The organism is Idiomarina rhizosphaerae (genome assembly GCF_024159085.1).
GTDB lineage: Bacteria > Pseudomonadota > Gammaproteobacteria > Enterobacterales > Alteromonadaceae > Idiomarina > Idiomarina rhizosphaerae.
The window spans coordinates 132,614-145,324 of the sequence record NZ_JAMZDE010000005.1 but is presented as its reverse complement, the minus strand read 5'-3'; the positions used below and the strand labels follow the sequence as shown (position 1 = coordinate 145,324).

Below are 12,711 nucleotides of genomic sequence, written 5' to 3'. Positions count from 1 at the left end.
AGCGAACTAACGCGACGTCAGGTTTTCTTCTGTGCTAATTTACGTTGGAAACCCATTGTTAAAACAAATAGCGATGTTAAAGAAAGCTGAAATCAACGAGTTAAAAGTGGCGCTAACCTGGCCTGAGAATGCCGCCGAGTTCCGGCTGTGGTTTGGCGATAAAGTTCGGTATGGCAGTCCGGCAGAGGCCATCTGGCAGCAGATTAAAGGCAACGAGCGCGGGGCTTTCGGGTTTTATCAGGAAGGTGAACTGGTCGGTTTTGCTCAGGCTTATGAAAAAGTCGAGAACGGTATTCACATAGCCTGCCTTATTGTTAACCCGAAAGTGAGAGGCAAAGGACTGGGCCGGTTGTTTGTAAAAGCCTTACTGGGAAATGCCTGGGCGCAGCAGCAAACGCGGTTTATTACGTTGAATGTATACCCCGAAAATACGCCAGCGCGGTCACTCTATAAAGACCTGGGGTTTCACGTGGTGGGTGAGAATAACGGTATGGTTGCTATGCGGCTGGAGAAAGAATAATTCAAAAGGCTTTGCTCTGTATTTAAGATAAACTAGCCGTTATTGATTGCCATTAAATTCGTGTATACGGGCTTCCCATGACAGAAAATGAATTACATCGACGCCGCTTAATTTCGGCAAAGCAGTCTGAAGAATCTATCGCAAAAATAGAAGGACAAAGTTCGTATAAGCTGGCATTTGCCGATCATGATTTTTTACTGCAGTACGATTTGCGTGCGGTACGTTTGCAACTGGAATATTTAAAGCCTCAGTTAACTCTGGAAAAGCATCAAATAGACGCAACCATTGTTGTCTTCGGTAGTGCACGATTTTTATCCCCCGAACAGGCGCAACATGATGCTCGCATGGCCGAGCAGGCATTAGCAGAAGAACCGGAAAACGACAGCTTAAAGGGTAACTTAAAGCGTGCTCAGCGGGCATTAAAAAATAGTGCTTATTATCAGCAGGCAATGGAATTTGCCCGTATAGCGACCGAACACAACCTTCGTCACAACGATGAAAACCTGATGATTGTCAGTGGCGGTGGTCCCGGCATAATGGAAGCTGCGAACCGGGGTGCGATGGAAGCCGGAGGTGAAAGTATTGGACTGAATATTGTGCTGCCTCATGAGCAACGACCAAACCCATACATAACCCCGGAATACTGCTTCCAGTTTCATTATTTTGCTATTCGTAAAATGCACTTCCTGCAACGAGCCCGTGCGTTAGTTGCTTTTCCCGGTGGCTTTGGAACACTCGACGAGTTATTCGAAACCTTAACTCTGGTACAAACCAGAAAATCCGAGCCGGTACCTATCGTTTTGGTGGGTTCCGAATTCTGGCGTCGGGCAATTGATTTTGATTTGCTGGTCGAAGAAGGCACTATTGCAGAATACGACTTAGATTTGTTCCAGATTGTGGATAGTGCAGAAGACGCGTGGCAGGCTATTTGTCATTGCTATGACTTAAAGAACGGGAGCAAAGGTTAACCTGCTCCCGTTGTGGTTGGTTTTATTAAACCATAGGTTTGGTGCTCTTGCCGCTTTCGCCTGTTCGGCGCCACAAGCTGGTAATACGCGCAGAACGAACGATAAGCCAGGTCATAGCAAATAAGCCAAGTCCTAAACCAAGCGCTAGCCAGCGGTTGTATATCGTTGCTGAATAAACGCCACCATTCCCGACCGGAACCACTTCTTGCGGCATCAACGGGAGACCATATCGAGTGGCCATATCTTTAATGCCTATGAAATGGATACCTGGAATGTCTTCTTGTAAGAAGTAACCCATTACGGTATCTACCGCAAAGGCGCGAGCCGGAGCGTCTTCCTGTAAGCCGGATTTAAACATATCGTCAATTCCCGGAGGGCCAACGATAGTTGCGCCTCCACCGACGTTAATAAACGCCTTGTACTGGCGATCAGCCGAGTATTCGCGGAATATCGCGATACGATCAGCAACTGCCTCCTGATAGCTGGCTGGGTCAATAAAGTTGATTCCTGACCGTTCGATAGTGTTGCGTATTGAGGTGATGCCTTCTTCGGCAATACCGATACCGCGGTCTTCAATGCCACCGATAGAAGCATAAACGGGTTTCGAACTTAGTACGCCAGCTTCGCGAAGCTCACGTTCCATATCAAGCCACAGGAAGTTAGGCACGTTTCCGCCCCACTGTGATGACGACGCCGATGCGATAATAACCGCTTCAGCCCCCATAGCTTCAATGGCTGAGTACACCGCAAGGTTCAGTGCCGGGAATGAGCCTGATACGGTAACTGCAACCAAGTCTCCTTCCTGCACGCCAGCGTCAGCCATTAACTTTACTGCGACAGCTGCCCAGTTTGGATTAACCGTTGTTTGCTTCGACTCTCGACCACCATGGTTAGTGGTCACAATACTGTTTTCCAGGCCAACCAGACCAGAGCGCTGGGGGTCGAATTCCGGGTTAATTGGCGCCAGTTTCGCACGCAGAGGTTTAAGCACCTGCATACCTTCGCGCATTATTTTTGACGCGTTAACCATGGTTGCGTAGTTGTCATCAACAACGGGATCACGCTGCTTAACATTCTCAGCAGCAACCATAACGATAACTGACAGCACGATAAGAAAAAGAAGTCCCCAGGTTGGTACACCCGACGAACGCCAATAAATCTTTGTAAAACTACTCATGATTCGTCCTCCTGTTACCAGCCTGGCATCTGAAATGCTTGGCTTGCTTCGTACATTTGTAATGATTCCGGCATAATAATGATAAGCGCAAGACGGACTAGTACCGCCGTTACCGCAAGTCCGCATAAGGTCTGCAGTACGCCTTGCCGGTCAAACCAAATGGCAATAAGCCCGGGAATAATGTAACCAATGATGCTGCTTTCCATAATTGACATCATAAAGCTCGATTCAAGCGTGGCTATTTGAGCCTGAGCATCATCACCGCCTGCAATCATTTGTAAATCTACCCAGTTAACGATGTTGCCAAGGAATAAATCCATCAGGCCAGCAATGAGATAACCGGTAAGAATCATAATAATGGTTTGGCGACGACCATAGATAATAGCGAAGCTAGCGATAATTCTGACAATGAGATAGGTGATTAGCGCAGCAATAAGTGTGATAGCTAAGCTTAGAGGGTCTGTCAGCTGTAATGCAACGTAACCTGGTACAACTAAGCCGCCAGCGGCCAGACCTAAGGTTTGAGTCAATAACAAGGTGAAAAATAGACCAACCCCAATGGCGACGGCAAGAATGTTTAATGCAATCATAGATCTTCCTCCTTAATTGCCCGGTTCTGGAAGAAACGAGCAACTTCTTCGCCACCACCGTGAATATTGCACATACCGACAACTAATGCGCTACTGCCGGACTCTTCTAAAATTGTTTCAGTAATTTCGGTCATATGAGCGTTTTCCATGACTAATAGTTTTTCTGGATCGAGGCCATATTTGACGGCATTTCGAACAAAAATAAATGTACCTGAACCCATCAGCAGATATTTATCCGCGTGACTCCATTTGACGATGTCTTCGGCCATTTGCTGAGAGCGGTGCGGACGGTCAGCCCGGCAGTTGATTAAAACAATTTTGCGGCGACCTTCTCCATGTTTCTCCAGCATATTCTCCCAAATGCGTCCTGTAGACTCAGGGTCATTGGCTGCAAAGGCGTTGACGAATACAATTTCGCGCTTGAAGTAGTTAACGTGAAGAACCTGCATGGCACCCGCTTCCGGCTCTAATGCAACCATTCCATCCAGAGCTTTCTCCCGGTCAACACCAAGGTGCTGGCAGACATTCAGAGCTAAAGCAACATTTTCGGCGTGCTCTGCGTAACGGAAACGCTTCATGGTGTCATCGGTAATAGCGTTAACTTCGTCCTCGGTTACGCCATGCAGTTCACTTTTACGGTCTTTGCATGAATATTTGAATACATCGAGTAAGTCGCGTTCGGCGGTGAATAAGTCGCCTTTAAGTGGAGTGCTGCCTGCCAGTGCTAGGGCTACGTCGTTTTCACCCGGGCCCATAACATCTAAATGGTCGGCACGGGCATTGGTAATAACACCAACGGTTGAGCGAACCATTCGCAATTCACTCAAAGACTGATACTGTGGCTGCAGTGCCATACACTCTATAACCACAATTTCAGGCTTTAACGCGGCCATTCTTTTTAGCGTACGCATTTGCTCAATAATATTTGCACCGCTTATTCGGTAAATAGGAAATTCGCGACCATCCGGGTCAGTAATAGCTGCTGCAGAACCAGTTGTTTTAGCACAAATACGTTTGCCACCACTGCGTAACCCCGCCGCAATTAGCCGGGTGACGCTGGTTTTACCCCGAGTACCATTTACATGGACTCGAACGGGAATTTTACGGACAAGTGCCCAATGGCGAACGGCCTCAAAAACGCCGGCTATGACCAGAACAACCCACAGTGCAGCTACGATAGCGAGCATGCTGGGTATTTCCACGGGAATCCTCCTGAATTAATTCGTTTAAAACGGGACTATAATTACAGACTATCCCTTAATAGTGCTATTGTTTTTAGGGATCTTTACAAAAGGGTAATCCAGAATGCTTAAAACACGAACAACAGAAATAAAGTGGGGCGTTATTTTTATTATAGCCAGTATGTTGTGGGTATTAATAGCAAGGCTAGTTGGTCTTCATGACAATTACATTGCTTACCATTCAACTTACTCGAACTTCTTTGCACTTATTGCTATCGCCATTTACGTATTAGCACTTAGAGAAAAACGGGAAAAAGATCTTAATGGATCAATGACCTGGAAGCAGGGGTTTATTAGTGGTCTGATTATAGCCATTGTGGTGGCGGTTTTAACGCCAATTAGCCAGTGGATAACGCACGTTATTATTTCACCGAATTATTTTGAAAACGTTAGTAACTTTGCTGTTAATGAAGGTGGAATGGACGCTGAGCAAGCAGAAGTTTATTTTACTTTAGGTAGCTATATTATTCAGTCAATGCTTTTTGCCCTTGTTGTCGGCACCATCACGGCAGCAATAGTCGCGATATTTATGAAAACACCGCAACTTGACGATAATTAATTCGCTTTTAAGATTGGCCGGAGCACTTCAGCCCGGCCATCAATTTCGGTGAGCAGCTCTAAATTGAGTAATTCTGCCAGCATTGGGTATATATGGATATTCTCAAAACGCTCAATTTGCTGGCCACGATGAAAACCGCTTCCGGCTGCAACAAAAAAGCCGTCCATATCGCGGGTGCCGTAATACCCGTGAGTGCCGCCGTCTGACCACTGATCACGCGGCCGTGTAGCGAAGCTGGTAGGAGCATCCGTTGCTAAAACAATGGAAGGGACCCGCGGGCTGTTAACGAAGTGTCGTTGCGCCAAGGCTTCTTCCGATTCTGTATAAAAGGAGGCGTCAGCCACTTGGTTCAGGCGTTGTCGGAGTGACTCTACTTGCTTGTCCGAAGTCTCCTCATTTTGGTAAATGAGCAGTCGAGTTTGTGCATTTACAACGTTAAAAAGCTCTTCATCAATATTCAGCTCATTAACATCAATCATCTTGTTGGCCTTTATCGGCGCCATGCCGTGGTCAGAAACCAAAACCAGATTAACCGGCGCATCCACTTCTGTTTGCATTCGTTGCCATAACTCGCCAATAAGCTTGTCAACGTGCTGAACTGCACCTTTCACTTGTTTAGCGTCCGGGCCAAAACGGTGGCCCATGGTGTCAACGACAGAAAAATAGCCAGTAACCAGTCTTGGACGTGCTTTCTCCGGTAACTTTAACCATTCAATAATTTGGTCTACCCGTTGGCGGTTAGGAACCGGTGTACTGTAATGATAAAAGTAACTGGGCGTCCGGCCGTTGATGCGGGCATCGGACTCAGGCCAGAAAAAGGTCGCCGCTTTTACGCCCTGAAATTCGGCAAGGTTCCACAGAGGTAAAGCGGTAATCCAGCTACTGTCCTCTAAGCCGTCGCCCATGCTGTACTTTTGCTGGCGCTCGGTATCGTAAAAATTATTATCGACCAGGCCGTGATTAGTGGGGTAACGACCGGTGATAATAGACAGATGATTTGGAAAAGTCTTTGACGGATAAACGGGAATAAGGCCTTCACTACGCACTCCATTTTTAGCTAACTCTGCAATATTTTTGGCGTCATGTTTTTCAATATAATCGTGACGAAAACCATCAATTGAAATAAGCACCACAGTTTGTTCGTTACTTTTTCCGAAAGTAAATGAGGAAAAAAGAACAAGGCAGACAGCTAAAAGCGTTTTCATAGTAAATTCCGGTATCCGATTTTAGACCTTTTTAACAAATTCAGATTTCAGTTTCATTGCACCGATACCATCAATCTTACAGTCGATGTCATGGTCACCATCAATTAAGCGGATATTTTTAACTTTGGTACCGACTTTAACCACCGATGATGAACCTTTAATTTTAAGATCTTTAATGACAGTGACAGTATCGCCGTCTTCCAGTGGTGCACCGTTGGCATCGCGAAAAGTGGGCGCATCGTCAGTTGTTTCCGGCTCGTTTTCAGACCATTCGTGCCCGCATTCAGCACAAACTAATAAGGTACCATCGTGGTAGGTGAAGCTTGATTTACACTCAGGGCAGGCTGGGAAGTCGCTCATGTCAGATCCTTTTGAGGAGATGAAAGCGTGCGATTATAGCCTGTCAGAGCTGTCGGCGCACTAGACAAAAATGAGTACGACCAGTGTCGTGACAACGGCGAGCAGAACATTCAGCACCACCCCCTCTTTCGCCATGGCTTTTATGGTGACTCGATTAGAGGCAAAAACAATAGAGTTTGGAGGTGTGGCAACCGGCATGCAAAAGGCACAACTGCAGGCAATAACCGCCGGTATCATGAGTAACTCGATAGGTAACTCAAGTGCCGTTGCTGTGGCTGCCAGAATGGGCATCAGTAAGGTGGCAGTTGCGGTATTGGAAGTGAATTCTGTAACAAAAGACACGGTCAGTGTTAACACAAAAATGAGTAACCATAACGGCAGCACACCCAATGCAGTAAGCGACTGACCAATAAGGTCGCCAAGCCCACTTTCCATAACGCCGCGGGCTAAGCAAATACCACCGGCAAACAGCAATAAAATGCCCCAGGGAATATCTTTTGCTAATGGCCAGTTTAATAGCTTTTCGTGTTTTACTTTTCCGGTTGGGATAACGAACATGGCAACCACACCGGCTAGTGCAACGGTCGCGTCATTGAGGCTGCCAATACCCAGTAAGCCTGTCCAGCCGCCAAAGGGAGCGGTACGTGTTATCCACAAAATGACGACAGCACCGAAAACCATCAGCACGCGCTTTTCATAGGTTGTCATTTCACTGGTGGTTGGTAACTCAAGTGGCTTTGACAATTTGACGTTACGCGTTAACCAAAGTGCGATAACAGGTAACCCCAGCAGAACCATGGGTAAACCAATGCCCAGCCAACGGGTAAAACTGAACTCCGCGCCGGTAATATTCTGGTAAATAGACGCAAAAATCAGATTCGGCGGCGTTCCTACTAAAGTAGCTATGCCGCCAAGCGAACCTGCGTAGGCCAGACCTAACAGCAGAGCCCGTTGGAAATTCTCGTCGTCGCTGGCATCGGCCAGAGCTAAAGCAACGGGTAAAAGTGCTAAAACACTCGCTGTGTTCGATATCCACATGGACAGAAATGCCGTTGCGGCCATAAAGGAAATAACCACTTTGCGACCATTGTCAGCACCAATGCGGGCAACCAAAGACAGGGCCATACGTTTATGGACACCACTGGCTTCAACGGCTTTGGCAAGCATAAAGGCGCCCATAAACAACAAAATAATATTGTCGCCTAAAGCGCTGGCAGCGGTTTGTGTATCAATAACCCCAAAAGCAGGAAGCAATACAAAAGGCAGTAATGAGGTGACAGGTAAAGGAATACACTCGGTTACCCACCACCAGGCCACCCAGATCACGGTGCTTAAGGTTAGCGCTGCGGGTAATGGCATGGCTGCAAGTTGTGTTGTGAGCAATACAATAAGGGCGGTTATGGGCCCCAGTGCTAAATGTTTCATTAAAGTCTTGTCACATCCATTTCATCTTTTACCCTGTAAGATAATAGAGAAATGACTGAATCAGCAACGAAAGATTAAAGGGGATAGCATGAATCAGCAGTTGGTTCGTTCCACCTCGCTGGCGGGCGCCATTGTCTTGGGGTTGGGTTCCATTTTAGGCACGGGTGCCTTCGTTAGTGTTGGTATAGGTGCTGATATTGCCGGCGGTGCCGTTTTATGGGCCATTCTTATTGCGGCGGTAACGGCTTTATGCAATGGCCTGTCTTCGGCGCAGTTGGCTTCCGCACACTCGGTAAGCGGAGGTACCTATGAGTATGGTTATCGGTTCCTGACTCCGGCTTATGGCGTAACAGCCGGTAGTTTGTTCGTTGTGGCGAAAAGTGCATCAGCGGCAACCGCTGCGCTGGCGGTAGGCTGGTATGTGACGAATGCTACGGCAATACCGGAATATTTAGCACAGTGGATAGCTGCCGCGGTATTGGTGTTATTCACGTTATTAGTACTGGGTGGCGTTAAGCGCACAAACTGGGTTAATGCAGCCATTGTTACGGTTAGCATAGCCGCTCTGCTGACATTTATTTTTACAGCTCATCAGCAAACTGCCGTTGTTGTTGAGCGAGCTTCGGTCAAGTGGTGGCACGTTTTGCAGGCGGCAGCTCTGCTTTTTGTTGCTTACACAGGCTACGGACGTATTGCCACCATGGGAGAAGAAGTACAAAACCCGCGCCGGGTTATTCCTCTTGCTGTTGTTTTAACTCTGGCGGCTGTAACGCTTCTGTATTTAGGTGTTGGTAGCGCCCTATTGCATTTTCCCGGCATAGCGGACTTTCAGGCGGAGCACTTCTCCTTGGCGAGTTTGCTACCAAATGGACCAATACAATGGTTGGTCACCGCTGGTGCAGTGGTTGCTATGGGCGGAGTTATCCTCAACTTAATTTTGGGCGTGTCCCGGGTGGTTCTGGCTATGGGGCGTCGCGCCGATTTACCCATGCGCTTTGCTAACTTAAACGACCAACAAACTTCGGCACCCCCGGCAACCTGGCTAACTTGTATTGTCATGCTGGTGCTGGTCGCAATTGGTGATATAAAGACCGCATGGTCGTTCAGCGCCTTTACGGTTTTAGTGTATTATGGCATTACGAATTTAGCGGCGCTGAAAGTCGCAAAAAGTGATCGTTTTGTGCCTAAGTGGGTATCCATACTAGGTTTAGTCAGCTGTCTTGGGCTGGCCGTTTTTGTTCCCTGGCAGGTGTTGTTGTCAGGGCTTGTTTTTATTGTCGTAGTTCTGCTGATACATCAGCTGAGACGCTAAGAGGTAACCATGCGAGATATTGTTATTCTGCACGAAAATGAAGAGTGGCTGGTGCCGCTAAGAGCAGAGTTTGAAAAGCGCGGCGTAGAAGCCAAAGAATGGTTTCTGGATAAGGGAGTTATACCTTTTTCCGAGCTTCCGGAAGATGCGGTTTACTATAACCGTATGAGTGCTTCCTCGCACACACGGGGTCATCGGTTTGCACCGGAACTGACTCGCATGGCGTTAACCTGGTTGGAAAACAGTAATAGAACTGTGGTTAATGGCACCCGGGTGCTGGCGCTGGAAGTGTGTAAGCTGTCGCAATATGCGGCGTTACAGAAAGCCGGACTTAACGTGCCGAAAACTCAGGCTGTGGTGGGAAAAGAACTGCTGGCAGATGCCGCTGAGAAATTTGCCGAGTGGCCACTGATTTTAAAGCCTAATCGCGGTGGTAAGGGTTTAGGTGTTATTAAGTTTGATGATGTTGCGAGCTTAAAGAACTACATAAACAGTGACGATTACGAAGAGCCGTTAGATGGCATCTGGTTGTTACAAGAATACATTCAGCCAAAGCAGCCGCATATTACCCGCAGTGAGTTTGTCGGGCAGAAATTTGTTTACGCGGTTAACGTTAATACTGAGCAAGGCTTTGAGTTATGCCCTGCCGATGTATGCAGTGTGGATGATGCGTTTTGCCCAACCAGCGAAGCACCTGCTGATGGCAATCAACCCAATAAATTCACTATTACGCAGCGCTTTAATGACCATGAAATTATTTTTGCGCTGGAAGCCTTTTTGAAAGCCAATGATATTGATGTGGCGGGCATTGAATTTATTGAAGATGCAAAAGGCGAACTGTACGTTTACGATGTGAACACCAACACTAATTATAACCAGAGTGCAGAGCGTGAAGCTGACGTTAAAAGAACCGGTATGGGCGCGTTAGCGGATTACCTTATTAGCTTAGCTCAGTAAGGTAACTCTGAAAAAAATGGCCCCATAAAAATGGGGCCATGATAAATCCAGAGAGGGATTCATTTTTAGAAAGTGTATTCCACACCGAAAGAAGCTGTTTGAGGTTTGTTCGGGCGCGCACCATGTGGTGAGCGAGCAACAATTTTCTGCTGATCGAACAGGTTCTCAACTTTGAAATAAACCGCCATGTTATTGTCCACTTCATAACGGCTGACAAAGTCAGTCACGAACAGTGATTCGGTTTTGTTAAAACGGCTGTTGTCGCGGTTACAGCCAACAGAAACACACATTTCATCAATGTATTTACCGACCACATAGTTTACCCAGCCTTTATTGTTGTCTAGTGCAACACGAATGCTGAAGGTATTCTGCGGAATGTCATTCAGTTCATCGCCGTCCATCAAACCTGTTACCGCGTTGTCCTGACTGATTTCACCTTTGGTGTAGGTGTAAGCCAAATCAACCGGCATAAGGAACTGACCAAGTTCAAAGGTATTGCTTGCCTGTAATTCCAGACCGGCTACGGTTGACTCACCCAGTACATAAGAGCCTGACTCAGCGCCATTGTCACACGGGTTAGCAATTGAACACTGCTGTGTGGTGTCGCTGAAGTCGCTGTAGAAACCAATAGCTTCCGCAAAGAAAGAGCCTTGGTTAAAGCGAACACCGGCTTCGTAGTTGTTGCTGGTTTCTGGTTCCTGGAATTCTTTCGCACCGCCGCCTAAAGGAGAAAATCCTTTATGTGCGCCGGCCAGTACCTGCCAGTTGTCGTTGACGTCATAAGTGAAGGATACGCCCGGCAACCATTCGTCGCTGTCGTTTGAACGCGTGCTGTCCAACTGTTCGCGTGCTGTGTCCGCAAACTGGTTACGATAGGACTCGACATCTTCATAGCGCAGTGCAAAGTGCACCTTAAGGTTTTCGGTTGCCTGCCACTGGTCTGTCAGCCAAAAGCTGATTGCGTCAGCGCCTTCTAAACGGTTATTACTGCCGGTAGGCATAACTTCGCCCTGGTAAACGAGGCTACCGTTAACCTGATCATAAATTTCAACTGGCTGGAAACGATCCATTTCGTCACTGTGGTCACGAACCCCCACTTCCAGGTTATGAGTTCCAAAAATAAACTGAGCATTGGCTTCAATGCCTTTAGATTCATAAGCGCGGTTGTTGTTTTTATAGTTCAGACCGGCTTCATCCTGAGTGCCTCGCAAAATAGCCAATGCATCGGCGTCTCCGTTATTAGCCGCACTGACGTATGCATTACCGCCATCCAATTTGAACCAGTTGCGAGCATAGTCGTTGTAATAGCCTAAAATACTGAAAGTCAGATTATCCGTCGCTTCAAATGCATAGTTTAAGCTGTAGCCTTTGTGCGAGTTATCCATCTGATCAATTTCAGAAAGCCCGTAGCGACGGTTTTCATTCTGAGCGAAATCGGCATCGGTCAAACCGAGATAAGTTTCGTTTGAGATTTCTTCGGAATATTGCACCTTAGCCAACAGGCTCTGGCGCTCGCCTGTCCACTGAAGTTTTGCAACGTAGTCCTCAATATCAAAACCGGCATCGCGACTGCTACGATCAATTTCTTTGAAGCCGTCGCTGCTGCGTTGCACTGTTTCTAATAAAAAGCCCCACTGGCCTTCAGTGCCGCCCACATGAGCGTGAATGTCACGGCTACTGTTTTCGCCAAACTGAGTCAGAACCTGGCCACCAAAGTCTTCTGGAATAGGTGTTGAAACCAGGTTTAAAACGCCGCCAGTTGTTTGTGGGCCGTAACGTAATAAAGGTGCGCCTTTTAATACTTCAACTGATGACATACGGAAGGTAGTCGGAAAATAGTAGGCCGCCGGGTTTGAATAAGGTGCCGGAGCCATCATGACGCCGTCTTCCAGCAGCGTGACCTTGCTGACGCGACCAGCTGTCGCAGCACGAATACCGATGTTAGGGCGCAGGCCTTCGCCATCTTCTTCACGTACATAAACGCCTGGGATGGTTTTCATCAGCTGATTGATATCGCTTGGAACCTCAATGCGCATCTGTTCTTCGTCAATGACAGCACTGGAGCCGGCGACATTGCGGGCGTCTGTTTTACTGCCAATAATTTTGATTTGCTCAATATCAGTATCGCCGCTGGCGTTATTGGCCATAGCGGGAGTTGCAAGAGCGGCCAATATGGTGCTGGCTAAGATCGTTTTCTTCATAACGGACTCATTTCACCTTTATTAAAAAATTATTTTAGATTAATTAAATTCGAGGGGATGATAATTAAAATAAGAATGATTCGCAATAATAGATTCCGTTGTTTTTTGATCTAGCTCTTGATTCTGCCGTTGCTTCCGCAGATTTGAAAAAGACTTGGAAGAATTAATGCAATTACCAGCGCGATCTATAGAATTC

General features: G+C 47.2%; 12 protein-coding genes. 5 read left to right on the top strand and 7 right to left on the bottom strand.

What is annotated here, in order from left to right:
* Positions 1-73: 73 nt before the first annotated feature.
* Positions 74-520: a GNAT family N-acetyltransferase gene (locus NJR55_RS04750; protein WP_253618308.1), complete on the top strand. Its 447-nt coding sequence runs from the start codon at positions 74-76 to the stop codon at positions 518-520.
* 77 nt (positions 521-597) lie between these two features.
* Complete coding sequence (locus NJR55_RS04745) at positions 598-1,488, top strand: LOG family protein (protein WP_253618306.1); 891 nt, start codon at positions 598-600, stop codon at positions 1,486-1,488.
* Between the two features lie 25 nt (positions 1,489-1,513).
* Here the strand turns inward: NJR55_RS04745 and pgsW are convergent, their stop codons facing one another.
* The 3 genes from pgsW to pgsB are packed head-to-tail and all read right to left on the bottom strand — an operon-like array spanning position 1,514 to position 4,457.
* On the bottom strand, positions 1,514-2,665 hold the full coding sequence (pgsW, locus tag NJR55_RS04740) for a poly-gamma-glutamate system protein (protein ID WP_253618304.1): 1,152 nt from the start codon (positions 2,663-2,665) through the stop codon (positions 1,514-1,516).
* A gap of 14 nt (positions 2,666-2,679) precedes the next feature.
* Positions 2,680-3,255 carry a poly-gamma-glutamate biosynthesis protein PgsC gene (gene pgsC, locus NJR55_RS04735; protein ID WP_253618302.1) on the bottom strand — a complete coding sequence of 192 codons (576 nt, stop codon included), beginning with the start codon at positions 3,253-3,255 and terminating at the stop codon, positions 2,680-2,682.
* On the bottom strand, positions 3,252-4,457 hold the full coding sequence (gene pgsB / locus NJR55_RS04730; RefSeq protein WP_253618300.1) for a poly-gamma-glutamate synthase PgsB: 1,206 nt from the start codon (positions 4,455-4,457) through the stop codon (positions 3,252-3,254). Before pgsB ends, pgsC begins: the two co-directional genes overlap by 4 nt.
* A 103-nt stretch (positions 4,458-4,560) precedes the next feature.
* Between pgsB and NJR55_RS04725 the strand changes: the two genes are divergently transcribed.
* Entirely contained in the window at positions 4,561-5,055 is a 495-nt protein-coding gene (locus tag NJR55_RS04725) for a DUF4199 domain-containing protein (protein ID WP_253618298.1), read from the top strand.
* Here the strand turns inward: NJR55_RS04725 and NJR55_RS04720 are convergent.
* The 3 genes from NJR55_RS04720 to NJR55_RS04710 are packed head-to-tail and all read right to left on the bottom strand — an operon-like array spanning position 5,052 to position 8,045.
* Positions 5,052-6,260, bottom strand: coding sequence for an alkaline phosphatase family protein (locus NJR55_RS04720; RefSeq protein WP_253618296.1), 1,209 nt, complete (start codon positions 6,258-6,260; stop codon positions 5,052-5,054). The genes NJR55_RS04725 and NJR55_RS04720 overlap by 4 nt on opposite strands.
* Before the next feature lie 21 nt (positions 6,261-6,281).
* On the bottom strand, positions 6,282-6,620 hold the full coding sequence (locus tag NJR55_RS04715) for a zinc ribbon domain-containing protein YjdM (RefSeq protein ID WP_253618294.1): 339 nt from the start codon (positions 6,618-6,620) through the stop codon (positions 6,282-6,284).
* A 60-nt stretch (positions 6,621-6,680) separates the two neighbouring features.
* Entirely contained in the window at positions 6,681-8,045 is a 1,365-nt protein-coding gene (locus NJR55_RS04710) for an SLC13 family permease (protein ID WP_253618293.1), read from the bottom strand.
* 88 nt (positions 8,046-8,133) lie between these two features.
* On the opposite strand from NJR55_RS04710, the gene NJR55_RS04705 reads away from it, so the two are divergent.
* Positions 8,134-9,357, top strand: coding sequence for an APC family permease (locus NJR55_RS04705; protein ID WP_253618291.1), 1,224 nt, complete (start codon positions 8,134-8,136; stop codon positions 9,355-9,357).
* A 9-nt stretch (positions 9,358-9,366) separates the two neighbouring features.
* Entirely contained in the window at positions 9,367-10,314 is a 948-nt protein-coding gene (locus NJR55_RS04700; RefSeq protein ID WP_253618289.1) for an ATP-grasp domain-containing protein, read from the top strand.
* 65 nt (positions 10,315-10,379) lie between these two features.
* Here the strand turns inward: NJR55_RS04700 and NJR55_RS04695 are convergent, their stop codons facing one another.
* Entirely contained in the window at positions 10,380-12,515 is a 2,136-nt protein-coding gene (locus tag NJR55_RS04695; protein WP_253618288.1) for a TonB-dependent receptor family protein, read from the bottom strand.
* Positions 12,516-12,711: the final 196 nt, after the last annotated feature.